The organism is Mesorhizobium sp. B2-5-7, assembly GCF_006440875.1.
Taxonomy (GTDB): Bacteria; Pseudomonadota; Alphaproteobacteria; order Rhizobiales; family Rhizobiaceae; genus Mesorhizobium; species Mesorhizobium australicum.
Genome location: NZ_VFUO01000001.1, coordinates 1,395,447 through 1,411,030 on the forward strand (window position 1 = coordinate 1,395,447; position 15,584 = coordinate 1,411,030).

Genomic DNA, 15,584 nt, shown 5'->3' on the forward strand with positions numbered 1-15,584 from the left:
CATCATTCGCACTGGTACTGGCTGAGCGCCCATTCGCCGGTCACCGACAAAAGGTCCGCTATCTTCCATTCGCCATCGACCTTCTTGAACTTCCATTCGAGGCGGTGCGGGTTACCGGCGACGACGAAGGCGACGATCACCTTGGCCTGGTCGCCATTGATCGCTTCGAGCGTCTTCAGGCTCTTGTCGATCTCGGCCTTGTCGTAGTCCGCATTGTCGAGCGCCATGTTGGGGTCCAGGCACTCGCCCTGCCCGGATTTGCGCAAGGCATCGCTCTTGTCGAGCACGGCTTTCGCCGGATCGATGAAATGGCCGCGCTGAGCAGGATCGACCTCCAGGCCGACCTGATCGTAGAACGGCCGCACCACCGCTGTCGGCGACCCCGGCTGGATTGGAGCGGCAGGCTCGCTTGGCGGCGATGCGACGGGTGGGGTCGGCGGCTCCGCGGCGCCGCCAGGCGGGGTTGCCGGCGGCGTCACGCTGTCATCGGGCGCGGTCCCGGCCGGAGCTTTTGCCGGCGGCGCGCCCAACAGCCCCTGAGCGGCCGCGCCGTTCAAGTCCGCCGCCAGCAGGCACACGGCCGAGAACAAAAGAAGCGTGCGACCGGCCATCGCATCACTCCGGATCTTGGCCCGCCATGCATTCGAGCTGGCTCAGCGTCCAGTCGCTGGTCTTCGATGCAATGTCCGATATCTTCCACTTGCCGTCGACCTTCTTCAGCGACCAGTGCATTTCGCGCTGCGAATCGTCTCCTTCGGGAAAAAGACGGAAACTCGCCACCACCTGCGCCGTATCGCCCTCCACCGTCTCGGACAGCTTCAGTGTCCTGGAAAGGGCCTTCTGGTCGAAATCCTGCGCGTCGAGGCCGGGGTCGAAGTCGATACAGGCGACCTGGTCCGGATTCTTCTTGTTGGCCTGGTCGTTGAGGTCGAACAGTTTCGTCACCGGCTCGGTGAAGCGATCGCGGTATTGCGCGTCGGCCTCGAACTTGACCTGCGGGACATAGAAGAACTTCACGGCGTCGGACGCCGGGCCGGCCAATGCCGCGGCTGGTGTGGCAATCGACAGGATGGCAGCGAGCAGCAGTTTCATGGATTTCCCCGAATGCATGGATTTCCCCGAATGTTTGACTGCGGAAGGCAATCAATACCACGCATCGTGCATATCGGCTTTTTTGCGGCTCATGAAGCCTCCTCCGGGCGGCGCGTCTGCTTGCATAGATCAAATCCAACGATCCTTAGTTTCCGAAAGTGGCGATCGGCGCGTTGAGTTGGGAGCGCTCAGGCTTGACACCGAGCCCTGGGATCTGCGGGACGCGTATATGCCCGTTCTCGATCACGATCGGGTTTGCGGGATCAGTATGCCCTTCGATGTACTCCTGCGCGATCCAGGCTCCCTCAAAACGTCTCGGCTCGACGGTAGCGGCGAGGTGGACGCATGCCGCGGCGATGACGTCTCCGCCCCAGGCATCGTCGCAGCTGTGCGGAAGAGATCGTATCGCACACAGGTCGCGGACAGTGGCCATCTTGGTCAGACCACCAAGACGGGTGACCTTCAATCCGAATCCGTCGGCGATACCTGACGAAACTGCCCGAAGCACGGCATTCAAATCCTCGGTACTCTCATCGAGATAGATCGGATGCGTAACGCGCCCTTTGAGACCAGCGACTTCCTCCATGGTGTTGCAAGGCTGTTCGAACACGAACGGGATTGCCTGGCAAAGCCGATCGATGTGCAGCGCCGCGGCAGCGGTCAGGCCGCGATTGGCGTCGACGGCTATGCGGGCCCTGAAGCCAACCGCCTCCCATACTTTGTGCACAGTGGCGACGTCTTGTTCGAGATCCCGCCCGCCGATCTTGATCTGAAGCCGTGGATATCCGGCATTGACCTTGTCGGCGGCAATACGCGCGGTCTCGTCCGGAGCACCGACGGTCGTCGAGTAGTATGACGGCACGCGATCGGTGAGCGCACCACCGAGAAGTGTTGAAACAGGGACGCCCAGCCACTGGCCGGCGAGGTCGAGGAGAGCTATGTCCAAGGCCGCCTTGGCATAGTTGTGACCGTTCAGCCGTTCGTCCATTCGTTTGGCGAGGCGGCGCATGGACGCTGTGTTCTCGCCGATAAGTCCCGGCGCTATTTCAGCAATTGCCGCTCTCGCGCCCAGAGCATGCTGGGGTTGATAAACAGGGCCGATCGGGCAAGTCTCACCCCAGCCTGACAGTCCATCCTCGGTGGTGACTTCAACCAGCGTGCTGTCCAAATTCTGCACGGTGTCGCTGGCCATCCGGTAGGCACCGCCTTTAACAGGCAGAAGCATCTGATAGACTTTGATTGACCTGATACGCATTCAGACATCAGCCTCGTTCATGCCTTGCCTGGTCTGGCGCCTTTCGCCATGGTCAAAGACCAAGCGCCACCTTGCGCCCGTCATGAATGGCAAATGCCGCCTGTCTGGAGGCGGTACAATCGCCGATGGAGGTATGCGCAATTCCGCGCCTTTCGAGCTCGATGGACAGGCTGTCCTGCGCCATGCTGGTGGTGGCGAAGACCAAAGCGTCGGCCTCGACCTGCTGCTCGGTCCCGTCGAGCAGCGAAGCGATCCTGGCCACCCTGCCGTCCCAATGAACGACGGCGCTCTCGGTCACAAACCGCACCTTCAGCTTGGCGAGTGCCCGTCGCAGCGGCGCATCGACGGCCATTCGCTGAAGCTCTTTGCCGACCAGGGCGTCCGGTGTCACAAGCGTTACATTGTGACCATCCTCGGCGAGTTTCCAGGCGGTGCCGCAGCCCTTCCAATTGCCGCCATCGTCCAGCAAGAGAACATTTTTTCCCGGCCTCGCCTCGCGCGCCATCACCGCTTCGGCCGAGAGCACCGGACCGCCGCCCGGAATGCTCTCCCAGTGCGGCAAGGCCCGCTGGAAAGCGCCGTCCGGTGGCATTGAGCCGGTCGCCACGATGACGTGATCGGCGCCTTCGCGCTCGACATCGTCGGCTTCGACATACTGCCCGTAGCGGATGTCGACCTGGAGCTGGCCGAGCTGGCGCTCATACCAGTCGATCAGGTCCAGAATCTGGGCACGGCGCGGCTGCAGTCCGGCAAGACGGAACTGCCCCCCAAGGCGGTCGGATGCCTCGGCCAGCGTGACGCGATGGCCGCGCTCGGCCGCCACGCGCGCCGCTTCGAGACCGGCCGGGCCGCCACCCACGACCAGTACGCGCTTCGGCTGGCCGGCCGGAGCAAAGCGGTCGCCGCCCCACTCCCATTCCCGCCCCGCGGAAGGATTGATGACGCAGCTGATCCAGTAGTCACGGCTGCGCCGGCCCCAGCACATCTGGTTGCAGGACAGGCAGCCGCGAATGTCCTGCGGCCGGCCGGCGGCAGCCTTTGCAGCCAGATGCGGATCGGCGATCTGCCCACGCACGATGGAAACGAGATCGGCACGGCCTTCGCTCAGCACGCTCTCGGCGTTCTCGGGCGTGCGGATATGGCTCTCGGCGGTGATCAACGCGTGACGCACGGTGGATTTGAGCACGGACGCCAGGTCGGCACCGAGCTTCTCCGGGTAAACAAAGGTCGGCATGATCTTGTAGAAATCGAAGTAGGAACCCGTTCCGCAAGTGACATAGTCCATCAAGGCATCGCGGTCGTGGAGGTCGATGATCTCGGCCAGCGCTTCGCGCTTCAGCGCCACTTCGACTTCGGGCTCATCATTGATCGCGAGACCGATGATAAAATCATCGCCGCATTCCCGGCGAATCCTGGTCATCACCTCACGGCTCATGCGGGTGCGGTTTTCGAGGCTGCCGCCCCATCGGTCGTCCCGGCGGTTCGACCAAGGTGTCCAGAACTGGTCCAGCATCGAATGGTACGCCGCCCAGACCTCGACGCCGTCGAAGCCGGCCTGGTGGCAACGGCGCGCGGCCTGGACGAAGCCGTCGATCGTTTCTTCGATCTCGGCTTCGGACATCCGATGCGAGCCGTCGGAATCGTGGTAGCTCGGCAGGCCGGAAGGCGACCAACCGGGGTGAAACGAGTTGTCCGCGTCCGCGTGCTGACCGACATGGTAGAGCTGCTGGATGGCGACGGCGCCGTTGCCGCGGATCGCCTCCGTCACCTTGCGGAAATGCGGGATGACGCGGTCATCGGACGGGCTGAAATTGCCACGGGTAAGCACGGCGGCCTGATGCACGGGCATCGGCTCGACCACGATCATGCCGGCCCCGCCGATGGCGCGTTCGGCGTAGTAGCCGACATGGCGTTCGGTCGGCAGCCCGTTCTCGGCCATGTTCGCCGTATGGGCTCCAAACACGATCCTGTTGCGCAATGTTTTGCCACGCAAGGTGGCCGGCTCGAACAAACGTTTGAAGACCCGGCCGGACATGCAAATTCTTCCCCATCGGCGGCATTGCGCCGGCGCAAGGGCGCCGGCGCTGTGTGGCAGAACTTCTGGCGTCAGGCGTCCAGCCAGACGTTCTGGAGGTCCATCTCGAAGGTCTGGTGGACGCCGTAGTTCTTCACCTTCTTGTTCGTGTGGCTGTAGAGCTTCTGCCAGAACGGCTGGATGATGACGCCGGAGTCCTGCAGGATCTGCTCGACATCCTTCATCACCTCCTTGCGCTTGGCGACGTCGATCAGCGAGAGCGCCTGCTTGAGCTTGGCGTCGAAATCGGGATTGGAATAGGCCGATTCGTTCCACGCCTCGCCGGTGCGATAACCCAGCGCCAGCACCTGGACACCGAGCGGGCGCATGTACCAGATGGTCATCGAATAGGGATATTTCGTCCAGTCGTTCCAGAAGGTCGAGCCCGGCAGCACCGTGCGCTTGACCTTGATGCCGGCGTCACGCAGCTGGCCGGCGATCGCGTCGCCGGTGTTCTTCTGCCAGTCGTCCTCGATGGTGATCAGCTCGTGCTCGAAGTCGGCCTGACCGGCGTCCGCCATCAGCTTCTTGGCGCCGGCGGCGTCGCGCTCCTTCTTGGGCAGGGCATAGTATTCGGGATGGATCGGGCTGACATGGTGGTTCTCGCCGACCGTGCCGCGGCCGTTATAGCCGAGCTGCAGCACCGCGTTGTTGTCGACCGCCATCTGCAGCGCATTGCGAACGCGCTGATCGTCGTATGGCTTGTGCGTGATGTTGGTGCGGGCAACCAGCGTGGTGGCGGTCGCGACCTCAGACTTCTGCAGCCCCATCTTGTCGAGAATGTCGATGAAGTCGGCGGGCGACTCGAAATTGAGGTCGATTTCACCGGAATCGAACGCGTTCACCGTGGCGTTGAAATCGGTGCCGTAGTCGATGAATTCGATACCGTCGAGTGGCGCCTCGCCGCCCCACCATTTGCCGTTCTCGCGGCGCTTGACCACCGCCTTCTGGCCGACGTCGTAAGAGACCAACTCAAACGCTCCCGTGCCGATCGGCTTCTTGATCGGGTCGGCGCCATCGGCGTCGAAATTGCGGTGCACGATGAGCGCCGGATAATCGGTGAAATTGGGAATGAGCGAAATATCGGGCTCGCTGAGCTTCAGCTTGACCGTGTTGTCGTCGACCTTGGTGATGGCGCCGTCCCTGGCCTTGCCGGTCTTGGCATCGATCAGCGCACCGACGCGGGCCGCCATCGAGTTGCCGGCGACGCCCTTCTCGCACCAGCGCGTCACATTGTGCACCACGTCATCGGCGCTGAAGGCATCACCATTGTTCCAGGTGACGCCCTTGCGCACATGCAGCGTGTATTCGGTGGCGTCGTCGTTGATGTCCCAGCTTTCGAGCAGCACCGGCTCGAAGGTAAATTGCCTGGTGTAGCGCACCAGCGGCTCCAGCCAGCAACGCGAGATATTGGCCAGTTCCACCCAATCGTAAGTGCGCGGATCCTTCTGCGCTTTCACCGCCATCGAGACGTGCAGCGTCCCGCCCTTCTTCGGTTCCTCGGCCACAGCTTGCGTCGGCGCGGCGAGGCCGATCATGCCATAGGCAAATGCCGTCGACGCACCAAGCGCGCTAGCCAGCGCCAGGAACTCGCGCCGGTCCATGCGACCCGCCTTCGCTTCCGCCGCCATCGCTTCGATAGCGGGCGGCACACGGTCGCCGTTGCTTCTGAAAATCGTCATGTCATTCTCCCCTTGTTGTTCCCGTGAGGTCTTTGCCTGCTTTTTCAACTAACGCTGTCAGGCAGTTTTTCCTCGCGCCGCGCGATCAAATCCTTGAGACCGTCGGCAATGCCCTCGTCGAGTTTCGGCTCCTCATAGTCGGCAAGCATGTTGCGCGCCTTCTCGCGGCCGCGCGTGTCGTGGTCCTTCGCCCCTTCCGCCTTCCATTGTTCGTAGGAGTTGAAGTCCATGATGCTCGGCATGAAGAAAGCCTTCTCGAAATGCTCGAGCGTGTGCTGGGTGCCGAGGAAATGGCCCTGCGGCCCGACTTCGCGGATCGCTGCCATCGCTTCCTTGAAATCTTCGAAAGGCAGGCCGCCGGCATATTTGTACCAGCCGACAAGCTGTTCGCAGTCGGTGGCGAATTTCGAGTAACCGCAGGTGAGCCCCGCTTCCAGCCATCCGGCCGAATGCCAGATGTAGTTGGCGCCGGCGAGGATGGCTGCATGCATCAGCATGTTCGCCTCATAGCCAGCCTGGGCATCGTTGAGCTTCGAGCCGACATGAAAGCCCGATGTGCGCCACGGCAGTTTGTATTTCCGCGCCAGCGCACCCATCAGATACATCATCTGGGCGGCCTCCGGCGTGCCGCCCATGGGAGCGCCGGTCTTCATGTCGACCGTGACCATGAACTGGCCGTAGATCTGGGGCGAACCGGGACGGATGAGCTGGGTCAGGGCCACGCCCGCGAGCGCCTCGGCATTGACCTGCGCCACCGCGCCGACGGCCGACGCCGCGGTAGAGGCGCCGCAGAGCGCGAACGGCGCCAGGATCAGCGGCTGATTGTGGCTTGCATAGACCCGCATCGCGTCGATCATGGTGGCGTCCCAGACCAGCGGCGAATTGCAGTTGGTGATCGCCACCAGCACCGGGTTTTCGCGGACGAACTCCTCGCCGAAGACGATTGCAGCCATCGCCATCGTGTCCTCGGCGCGCTCCTTGGACGTCACGATGCCCATGAACGGCTTGTCGGAATGTTTCAGCGCCGAATGGATGATGTGCAGATGCCGCTTCGGCACGGCGATTTCCATCGGCTCGCAGATGACCGAACTCGAGGAATGCAGCGCCGGCGCCATGTAGGCGAGCTTGTGGAAATTGTTGAGGTCGGCAAGCGTGCCGTAGCGCCTGTTGTTGTCGAGGTCGCGTATGTAGGGCGCGCCATACATCGGCACGAAGATCGAGTTCTTGCCGCCAACGCGGACCGTGCGCTCGGGATTGCGCGCATGGAGCGTGAATTCGGATGGGACTTTCGAGACGAGCTCCATCAGCAGCGCGCGGTCGATACGCACGCGCGTTTCCCTGACATCGGCCCCAGCCGCCTTCCAGAGCTCGATGGCTCCGTCGTCGCGGAATTCGCAGCCCACTTCTTCGAGTATCTTGAGCGACTCCTCGTGGATCAGTTCCACCGCCTCATCGGGAACGATCTCATAGACCGGGATCTGGCGCACCAGGGTCGGGAACGAGGCAATCGGCGCGCTCCTCATCGCCTTGCGCCCGAGACGGCCACCACCACGGCGATGGGTTTGCTCGGTCAATTCAGTGGCCGGTGCGTTCATGGAGCCTCCATCCCTTCGATCCCGGTCAACTTAGCGAGGTGAAATTCGACTGTGACGCTGGAAAATCCTGATCTCTTGTATAAGCTGAGCTTATGCGAAGCCTTCGCCACCTCCTGCCCTCCGCCGGCAGCCTGATCGTCTTCGAGGCGGCCGGCCGGTTGTCGAGTTTCACCGCCGCCGGGCGCGAGCTCGGCATGACGCAGGCCGCAGTTTCCTATGCCGTGCGTGGGTTGGAGGAACAGCTTGGCGCCACGCTGTTCCAGCGCCGCCACCGCCAGGTCAGCCTGACCGAGGCCGGCGAGCGCTTCCATGCCGACGTCTCGCTCGGTCTTTCCCACATCCGCAAGTCGGCGGAGGACCTGCGTCTGCAGGCGACTGGTGGCCATGTGACGCTCGCCGCCTCGACGGCCTTCGGCTCGTTCTGGATGATGCCGCGCCTGCAGCGGTTCCGCGATGAATTGCCGGGCATCGATCTGCGCATCCAGACCGGCGACCGAGATCTCGACATCATCGCGGAAGGCATTCCGCTTGCCGTGCGCGGAGGCGTGCCACGCGACTGGCCGGACTACCACTCGCTAGCGCTCTCCGACGAAGAGATCTTTCCGGTCGCGGGTCCCAGTTATCTGACGAAATTCGGCCGGCCCGAGACCGTCGAGCAACTGGCGACACACCGCCTCATTCATCTGGAAGAGCCCTATCGCGAGGCCCCGAACTGGGACGAATGGTTCCAATCGGCCGGAGCCAGTCTCCGCAATGCGGAGCGTGGCTTGCGCATCAATGACTATGCGATTGTGATCCAGGCGGTCATGGAGGGGCAAGGCATCGCGCTCGGCTGGCGCCACCTTGTCGAGCGGCTGCTGTCGACCGGGCTGCTGGTGCCGGTGACGGACCACATCATGAAGACGGGCACCGCGTTCTACGTCATCTGGCCGAAGAACCGCGAGCTCAGCGACAATGCGCGCAAGGTCAGGGATTGGCTTCTGGCGCAGGCGTAAAGTGGCCTCGCGCGCGCCCACCGAATCCGTGTAAGATCAGAGCATGCCCATCCGCCAGCTTTCCGAAACGATGATCAACCAGATCGCCGCCGGCGAAGTCATCGAGCGTCCGGCGAGCGTGGTCAAGGAACTGGTCGAGAATGCGCTCGATGCCGGGGCCAGCAAGGTAGAAGTCGTCACATCGGGCGGCGGGCTGAACCTGATCCGCGTCACCGATGACGGCTTCGGCATTCCTGAACGGGAACTGGCGCTGGCCATTGCACGCCACTGCACCTCCAAGCTCACCGAGGATATCAACGACATTCGTTCGCTCGGCTTTCGCGGCGAAGCGCTGCCATCGATCGGCTCGGTGTCGCGGCTGTCGATCCGCTCGCGCACGGCCTCTAGCGACAGCGCCGCAGAGATCGGCATTGAGGGCGGCCGCGTCCTGCCAATCAAGCCGGCGGCGGCCAATCGCGGCACCACGGTCGAGGTGCGCGACCTGTTCTTCGCCACGCCGGCACGGCTGAAATTCATGAAGGGCGAACGCGCCGAAAGCTCGGCCATCAGCGACATCGTCAAGCGCATCGCCATCGCCTTTCCCACGGTGCGTTTCACGCTGGCCGGTTCCGACCGCACGACGCTGGAACTGCCGGCGACCGACGATAGCGCGGATGGCAGCCTGCGCCGGGTCGCGCAGGTGATGGGCGCCGACTTTCCCGACAATTCCATTGCCATCGACGCGATGCGCGAAGGCGTGCACCTGACCGGCCATGTGTCGATCCCTTCCTTCACCCGCGCCAACGCATTGCAGCAATATGCCTATGTCAACGGCCGCCCGGTGCGCGACAAGCTGATCGCCGGAGCGATCCGTGGCGCCTTCGCCGACGTCCTGCCGCGCGACCGCCATGCGGTGACGGTACTGTTTCTTTCGCTCGATCCGGCCATCGTCGACGTCAACGTCCACCCGGCCAAAGCCGATGTCCGCTTCCGCGATCCGGGCCTCGTGCGCGGGTTGATCGTCGGCGCGATCCGGCAGGCGTTGGCCGATGCCGGCATCCGCTCGGCCACCACCGGCGCCGCCGGCATGATGGCAGCGTTCCGGCCGGGCAGCCCGTCCTATGCGCATCCCGGCCCGGCCAATGGCCATCGCAGCTACGATGCGGCCTATCGCGCTTCAGGCGCCGCCGGCTTCGATCCCGCGCGCTCGCCGCAGCGGCCGCTCGACATGCAATTCGACAGCCCGGGCTTTGAACGCACCGGCGCAAGACAGGGCGGATTTGGCGAAAATGAGCAAGCCGCGTTCGATGCCGGCCCGCTTGCCAGCGCCGATGCGCGCGCCGGGCAGAGCGAGGCGGCGGAGACGCTGCTCGGCGCGGTGCTGGGGGCCGCGCGCGCGCAGGTGCATGAGAACTATATCGTCGCCCAGACCAGGGATTCGCTCATCATCGTGGACCAGCACGCGGCCCATGAGCGGCTGGTTTACGAGGCGCTGAAGAACGCGCTGCACGCGCGGCCGGTGCCGTCACAGATGCTGCTTCTGCCCGAGATTATCGACCTGCCGGAGGAGGACGCCGAGCGGCTGGCCGTGCATTCCGAAACGCTCGCCCGCTTCGGCCTCGGCATCGAGCGTTTCGGACCGGGTGCGGTCGCCGTGCGCGAGACGCCGTCGATGCTCGGCGAGACCAACGTCCAGCAATTGGTCCGCGACCTTGCCGACGAGATTGCCGACAACGATACGGTCGAGACGCTCAAGGAACGGCTGGACAAGATCGCCGCCACCATGGCCTGCCATGGCTCGGTGCGCTCCGGGCGGCTGCTCAAGGCCGAGGAGATGAACGCTCTGCTGCGCCAGATGGAGGCGACGCCGGGTTCCGGTACCTGCAACCATGGCCGCCCGACCTACATCGAGCTCAAGCTGGCCGACATCGAGCGGCTGTTCGGGCGGCGGTGAACCGGCTGCGCGGCCAGCCCTCATTTCCTCCGCTGATATTTCCTTGTCCGTGAATTGAAGACGTAATCGACCGCGGTTCCGGCGCCACCGCCTCGAAAATTCACGGAAATGACGTCCTTGCCTCGCTCCACCCATTTCTCGACGTTCATATAGATGGTCGTCATCAGCATGCCGGCACTGCACACGTCATCATCGGCGAAGGTAATTTCCTGGACAACCTTGCGGCTGCTCTTTTTGATGACACGCATTTTTTCCATGCAGAGGCCGGCGCTGGTATTCGTGTAAATTCCCGAAAACCTGTCGGTGGCTGTCTGCGCCCAGAAGGAAATCTCGACGGTGCCGTCGATCTTCGCCTCGCCGGTGTCATCCAGGCTCGCTATTTTCTTGAGGGTGACGGGATATCTATCCGTGCCCTTGCTCCAGCTTCCGGTCACACCGTTTCCATTGAGGTCGAGGGAGAATGGGCAGCTTGTGGTATCCACAGCGGGTCTCGGCCCCTGCACAATTATCCGATAGAATTCCTTGTCGTCTGAAATCTCGCAAAGCACGAACTTGGTGCCGGTGACCGTGCCATACAGCGCAATCGGGCTCTGCTTCGCGTCGTAGAAGTAGCTTCCATCGACCTTTGGCGCGCTGCCTAAGCTATCATATGTCTGTATGGAGAAATGGATGGGAGACGGCCCGAGGAAACCCTTGTAGTTTTCCACGTGGTACCAACCCGCGACGGCTTTCGCGTTAAGCAGCAACAAGCAAACGACCGTTGAGATAAAACGTCTTCCCATCCCGACCTCGCAGCGCCCGCGACGACCATCCGCCAAGACCGAGTGACAGTTGCCTTGCCTTGCGGCAGCCGTCAACTGGCGATGAAATCGGTGGTTCCCGACACGAGTCAGGGAAAGATCGCAAGCTTTTGAATCAGCGTTTCAAATTCACCACGATGACACCGCCGAGCGCCAGCGCGCCGCCGAGGATGCCGAGCAGCGTCGGCACCTCGCCCAGCCAGAAGAAGCCGATCAGGGCCGACATCGGCGAGACCAGATAGAGGAAGTTCGAGGCACGCGCCGCCGGCAGGCGCGACAGCGCGGTTGCCCACGCCGCATAGGCAATCAGGCTCGGCACGATGCCGAGATAAATGACGGCGCCGAGGCCGGCAGTGTTGGCGACAGCGGCCTGTTGCAGAGCGGTGGGCAGGAAGGGCGCCAGGCAGAGCGCGCCGAGCACCATGTTGGACGCCGCGATCGTCAGCGGATGATGACGGGCAAACAGCGGCTTCTGGACGATGGTGTTGACGGCCGAGCAGAGGGCCGAGCCAAGTACCAGCAGCGCGCCGGCATTGAAATGAAGGCCATGCCCGTCGGCGACGGCGATGATGCCGATGCCGGCGAAGGAGATGACCGTGCCGATCCAGGCCAGGCCGGAGAAGCGCTCGCCGAGCAGCGCCATTGCCATGATGGCGGTAAAGATGGGGCTGACATTGATGATGAAGCCCGCCGCTCCGGCCGAGACCGTCAGTTCGCCGAAATTGAGCATCGCCGTGTAGAGCGCGACGAAAATGGCGCCGCCAAAGGCGAAGCGCCAGAGATCGCCAATCCTGGGCAGAGCCGGACGCTTGACGGCAAGGAAGATCGCCGCCGGCACGGCGGCGATGGCAAAGCGCAGGGCGCCAAGCTCCAGCGGCTGAAAGGCGGCGAGCCCGGCCCGGATCGCCGGGAAGGCGGAGGCCCAGCCGATCACCGTCAGCGCCACGGCAATGGCGGCCGTGGTGTCCATCCGCTGTGTCGAATTCAACGTGCCTGTCGTCATGCTCATCCCAGTGCCTCGGATTCTTCAGGTCTCGGGAGCAGGAAACGCCTTTCCAGGTCAATTGACAAACGACCAAATCGAGGGTCACCTGTGAGCATGGATCACAGCTCGAACAGTATGCTGCCCTTGGAGACGTTGCGCGCTTTCGACGCGGCGGCGCGCACGGGGAGCTTCTCGGCCGCCGCCGAAAAACTCAACCTCACACATGGCGCGGTCAGCCGGCAGGTCGCCAAACTCGAGGACTGGCTTGGCCTGAAGGTTTTCGAGCGCGGCGCGCGCGGCGTGACGCTGACCAACGAAGGCAATCGCCTGCATCTCAGGACCACCGAAGCCTTCGCGCTGATCTCGGTCAATTCCGACCGGTGGGTGGAGCCGCGCGGCACCGCGGTGGTGCGCCTGGCCTCCATTCCTTCGGTGAGCGGCCTGTGGCTGATGCCGCGCATGGCGGCGCTGGAGAACGATCCCACCCGCCTGCGCATCGTGCTCGATGTTGACAACCGCCAGGCCGATCTCGCCGACGAAGGCATCGATCTGTCGGTGCGCTGCGGTCGCGGCCGCATCCCGGGCCGTGTCTCGGTGCAACTGTTCGAAGAATATCTCTTCCCGATCGCCTCGCCGGGCCTCGCACGGGAGATCGGCAGCGGCGATCCAGCCCGGCTGCTCAAATTCCCGCTGATCAACGATTCCGACGCTTCGGGCTGGCGCGCCTGGTTGGCCGCGCAGGACATGGACTACCGGCCGCGCCCGCAAGACCGTCGTTTCGAGGATTACAATCTGGTGCTCGATGCAGCGGCTCATGGCCTCGGCATCGCGCTGGCGCGGCCGCCGCTCACCGAGCACCAGATACAGTCCGGCCGCCTCGTCGCCGTTGACGATCGCACCGTGCTCAATCCCGTTTCCTACTGGCTGGATCGTCCGGTGGGCCGGCCGCGCGCGGCCGCCGCGGATCTCGCCAGGCGCATTGCCGAACAGGCCGGGCTTGCTTCGGCAAGGCTGGAAGCTTTCCTGCAGGATGAGGATTAGGCTCTGACGCATCTCGGAGAATACGTGACGGCCGCTGCTGGAAATCGCGTGATACTCGCTTAACGGAACAGCAAAAGCACGATCGTGGTGGTTGCGGCCGAGACGATGGCCGTCACGATCGATATCGTCCACAGCGACGACGGAACTGGCTCGGATCGGGGAGCATGGCCCGCTGGACGGATGGAGGCGCCGCGCGGTTGCGGCGCGTTGGCATTGGCCGCGACCAGCACCGCGGCCGAAGCGACGGCCGGCGAGAATGTGGATAGGGCCGGCGGCGCCGCGAGTTTGGGGGGGCTGTCGTTGGCCGTTATCCGCGGCGGAGCGAAGCCGCGCGAAGCCTGATCGGTGTCCGTCCCTGCCCCACCCGTCGAGGCCCGTGCCAATGCATGGTGGGTGGCGGCGTCAGGTTCCATGACGGCCCGGTAGGCATCCTCGATCTCGGGGGAGGACAGGCGTTGCGAGGTTTGACCGGCCGGCCGCGGTAGCGAGCCTTGCAGCGCCTGGGCGGCGAACTGCGCCGATTGCACCATCCCGGGCGCCGCCGGCTGGACGAGCGCTTTGACCAGAGCCGCGGTCGCGGGATCGGCCCTGGGCGAAGGCACCGGCCCGGGAATGAGCGCTTCTTTCAGCAAAGACGTCATACTGGCATTGGCGATGTCCATGGCGCTTCCTGACAACCATTGTGCCGTACCGCAATATTATATGAGCATTGCGCCAAGCTTGACCTTGCCCACGATTTATGGCGATTGAATCCCGATGAACTCAAGTGCCGTTGCATGATGAACCGTTTCGAAGGCCCGGGCGGCAAGGAAGCCCGCATCCGCTATCTCGATGGCGATTTCCAGGTCACCAGCCCGGGCTCGTTCGTGCGCTGCGCGGTGACAGGCGAAAATATCCCATTGGACGAGCTGAAATACTGGAGCGTCGCCAGGCAGGAGCCCTACGTGAACGCCATCGCATCGCTGCGCCGCGAAATCGAGGTGCACCCGGAGTTGCGCAAACGGAGTTAGAGCGGCTCAGCGTTTGATAGAATCTGACCCGCTCTCCTTCATTGTTTTACGCAATTCCGGACTGAAGACCGCCACGCACTTTTTCTTGGAATAGCTTCAGTTCCTCAGCTTGCGCTGCCGCCAGGCATCGAGCGTTTCCTCGATGATGCGTTCGGGCACGTGATCAAGCTCGAACACAGTGTCGATTTCCAGCACGTCGAGACGGTCGAGAAAGTCCTGCGGGGCGCCGTGACGGAGCCGGGCGGCGTCCTTGGCGGTGGTGATCAGGCCAAGGCCTTCGGCGCGTGCCGTCGCGGCCAGTTCGGCAAGCTCGTCCTCGGCGTAGAAGTGATGGTCCGGAAAGGGCCTGGACAGGACCACTTCGCCGCCGGCGTCACGCACCGTGTCGAAGAACTTTTCGGGATGACCGATGCCGGCAAAGGCCAGGAACCGCTTTCCGGCAAACCCGGCCGTGCTGCTCGGCTCCGTGTGGGCCTCGAAGATCGGCCGGCCGGCACGCGCGGCTCGGCGGACCACGGCGTCGGCGGCCGTGCCCTCGCCCATCTTCAGCAGCCCGCTGGTGAAAACCAGCTGGTCGACGATCTTGGCCCTGAGTGGACCGCCCGGGATGACGCGGCCATTGCCGATCCCGTAGCGGGCATCGACCACGACCAGCGCATAATCGATGTGGATGCGCGCGCTCTGAAAGCCGTCGTCCATGATCAGGAAATCGCAACCGTGTTTTTCCAGCAGCAGCCGGGCGCCGGCGGCACGGTTCGGCGTCACCGCCACCGGGGCATGTTCGGCCAGCAGCAGCGGTTCGTCGCCGACATGCCTGGCGCTGTCATGGCTGACATCGACGACATGCGGCTCGGCGAAGGAACCGCCGTGGCCGCGCGACAGGAACCCGGGCTTCAGATGCATGCGCTTGGCCTGTTGGGCGAGCGCGATCGCCACCGGCGTCTTGCCGGTGCCGCCGACGGTGAAATTGCCGATACACAGAACCGGCGCCTGGATCTTCTCGCGCCGGGCCCGCCGCATGCCGCGACCGGCAACCAGCGCGTAGACAGCCGACAGCGGCGACAGCGCCAGGACCTTCCAGTCCGGCTCTTCCCACCAGAATGGCGGTGCTTCGGAGGCCAT

At 63.7% G+C, this 15,584-nt stretch carries 14 protein-coding genes; 4 read left to right on the forward strand and 10 right to left on the reverse strand.

Translation table 11 applies throughout. The annotated features are described in order from the left end of the window. Positions 1-2: 2 nt before the first annotated feature. The 6 genes from FJ543_RS07015 to FJ543_RS07040 all read right to left on the reverse strand — a co-directional run bounded on the left by FJ543_RS07015 (position 3) and on the right by FJ543_RS07040 (position 7,698). Entirely contained in the window at positions 3-611 is a 609-nt protein-coding gene (locus tag FJ543_RS07015; protein ID WP_140617116.1) for a hypothetical protein, read from the reverse strand. Positions 612-615: 4 nt separating this feature from the next. Beyond that, positions 616-1,092: a DUF3828 domain-containing protein gene (locus FJ543_RS07020; protein WP_140874363.1), complete on the reverse strand. Its 477-nt coding sequence runs from the start codon at positions 1,090-1,092 to the stop codon at positions 616-618. 145 nt (positions 1,093-1,237) lie between these two features. Then, positions 1,238-2,347, reverse strand: a complete 1,110-nt coding sequence (locus FJ543_RS07025; protein WP_140720887.1) for a mandelate racemase/muconate lactonizing enzyme family protein — start codon at positions 2,345-2,347, stop codon at positions 1,238-1,240. 52 nt (positions 2,348-2,399) lie between these two features. After that, positions 2,400-4,382, reverse strand: a complete 1,983-nt coding sequence (locus FJ543_RS07030; RefSeq protein WP_140661891.1) for an FAD-dependent oxidoreductase — start codon at positions 4,380-4,382, stop codon at positions 2,400-2,402. A 71-nt stretch (positions 4,383-4,453) separates the two neighbouring features. Then, on the reverse strand, positions 4,454-6,103 hold the full coding sequence (locus tag FJ543_RS07035) for an ABC transporter substrate-binding protein (protein ID WP_140617119.1): 1,650 nt from the start codon (positions 6,101-6,103) through the stop codon (positions 4,454-4,456). Positions 6,104-6,147: 44 nt separating this feature from the next. Continuing rightward, positions 6,148-7,698 carry a trimethylamine methyltransferase family protein gene (locus FJ543_RS07040; RefSeq protein ID WP_140874365.1) on the reverse strand — a complete coding sequence of 517 codons (1,551 nt, stop codon included), beginning with the start codon at positions 7,696-7,698 and terminating at the stop codon, positions 6,148-6,150. Positions 7,699-7,790: 92 nt separating this feature from the next. Here FJ543_RS07040 and FJ543_RS07045 point away from each other — a divergent pair, with 92 nt between their 5' ends. Together FJ543_RS07045 and mutL are read left to right on the forward strand one after the other, a co-directional pair. Further along, positions 7,791-8,693: a LysR substrate-binding domain-containing protein gene (locus FJ543_RS07045; RefSeq protein ID WP_015318339.1), complete on the forward strand. Its 903-nt coding sequence runs from the start codon at positions 7,791-7,793 to the stop codon at positions 8,691-8,693. A gap of 43 nt (positions 8,694-8,736) precedes the next feature. Then, the gene (mutL, locus tag FJ543_RS07050; RefSeq protein WP_140874367.1) at positions 8,737-10,626 is read left to right on the forward strand and encodes a DNA mismatch repair endonuclease MutL; all 1,890 of its coding nucleotides are present in this window, start codon (positions 8,737-8,739) and stop codon (positions 10,624-10,626) included. Between the two features lie 20 nt (positions 10,627-10,646). On the opposite strand, the gene FJ543_RS07055 is transcribed toward mutL, so the two are convergent. Next, positions 10,647-11,408: a hypothetical protein gene (locus tag FJ543_RS07055; protein WP_140874368.1), complete on the reverse strand. Its 762-nt coding sequence runs from the start codon at positions 11,406-11,408 to the stop codon at positions 10,647-10,649. A 133-nt stretch (positions 11,409-11,541) separates the two neighbouring features. Beyond that, a complete protein-coding gene (locus FJ543_RS07060; RefSeq protein ID WP_015318342.1) occupies positions 11,542-12,435 on the reverse strand; it encodes a DMT family transporter in 894 nt (297 codons plus the stop codon). Between the two features lie 90 nt (positions 12,436-12,525). Between FJ543_RS07060 and FJ543_RS07065 the strand changes: the two genes are divergently transcribed. Then, positions 12,526-13,452 carry a LysR substrate-binding domain-containing protein gene (locus FJ543_RS07065; RefSeq protein ID WP_083883064.1) on the forward strand — a complete coding sequence of 309 codons (927 nt, stop codon included), beginning with the start codon at positions 12,526-12,528 and terminating at the stop codon, positions 13,450-13,452. Positions 13,453-13,511: 59 nt separating this feature from the next. Here the strand turns inward: FJ543_RS07065 and FJ543_RS07070 are convergent, their stop codons facing one another. Continuing rightward, a complete protein-coding gene (locus tag FJ543_RS07070; RefSeq protein ID WP_140874370.1) occupies positions 13,512-14,114 on the reverse strand; it encodes a hypothetical protein in 603 nt (200 codons plus the stop codon). 114 nt (positions 14,115-14,228) lie between these two features. Between FJ543_RS07070 and FJ543_RS07075 the strand changes: the two genes are divergently transcribed. Beyond that, a complete protein-coding gene (locus FJ543_RS07075; protein ID WP_140617125.1) occupies positions 14,229-14,462 on the forward strand; it encodes a DUF2093 domain-containing protein in 234 nt (77 codons plus the stop codon). Positions 14,463-14,558: 96 nt separating this feature from the next. On the opposite strand, the gene lpxK is transcribed toward FJ543_RS07075, so the two are convergent. Next, a complete protein-coding gene (gene lpxK, locus FJ543_RS07080; RefSeq protein WP_140874372.1) occupies positions 14,559-15,584 on the reverse strand; it encodes a tetraacyldisaccharide 4'-kinase in 1,026 nt (341 codons plus the stop codon).

Coding starts and splice junctions, on each gene's coding strand:
- FJ543_RS07015 (WP_140617116.1), bottom strand. CDS start 611: ATGGCCGGTCGCACGCTTCTTTTGTTCTCGGCCGTGTGCCTGCTGGCG.
- FJ543_RS07020 (WP_140874363.1), bottom strand. CDS start 1,092: ATGAAACTGCTGCTCGCTGCCATCCTGTCGATTGCCACACCAGCCGCG.
- FJ543_RS07025 (WP_140720887.1), bottom strand. CDS start 2,347: ATGCGTATCAGGTCAATCAAAGTCTATCAGATGCTTCTGCCTGTTAAA.
- FJ543_RS07030 (WP_140661891.1), bottom strand. CDS start 4,382: ATGTCCGGCCGGGTCTTCAAACGTTTGTTCGAGCCGGCCACCTTGCGT.
- FJ543_RS07035 (WP_140617119.1), bottom strand. CDS start 6,103: ATGACGATTTTCAGAAGCAACGGCGACCGTGTGCCGCCCGCTATCGAA.
- FJ543_RS07040 (WP_140874365.1), bottom strand. CDS start 7,698: ATGAACGCACCGGCCACTGAATTGACCGAGCAAACCCATCGCCGTGGT.
- FJ543_RS07045 (WP_015318339.1), top strand. CDS start 7,791: ATGCGAAGCCTTCGCCACCTCCTGCCCTCCGCCGGCAGCCTGATCGTC.
- mutL (WP_140874367.1), top strand. CDS start 8,737: ATGCCCATCCGCCAGCTTTCCGAAACGATGATCAACCAGATCGCCGCC.
- FJ543_RS07055 (WP_140874368.1), bottom strand. CDS start 11,408: ATGGGAAGACGTTTTATCTCAACGGTCGTTTGCTTGTTGCTGCTTAAC.
- FJ543_RS07060 (WP_015318342.1), bottom strand. CDS start 12,435: ATGAGCATGACGACAGGCACGTTGAATTCGACACAGCGGATGGACACC.
- FJ543_RS07065 (WP_083883064.1), top strand. CDS start 12,526: ATGGATCACAGCTCGAACAGTATGCTGCCCTTGGAGACGTTGCGCGCT.
- FJ543_RS07070 (WP_140874370.1), bottom strand. CDS start 14,114: ATGGACATCGCCAATGCCAGTATGACGTCTTTGCTGAAAGAAGCGCTC.
- FJ543_RS07075 (WP_140617125.1), top strand. CDS start 14,229: ATGATGAACCGTTTCGAAGGCCCGGGCGGCAAGGAAGCCCGCATCCGC.
- lpxK (WP_140874372.1), bottom strand. CDS start 15,584: ATGGCCTCCGAAGCACCGCCATTCTGGTGGGAAGAGCCGGACTGGAAG.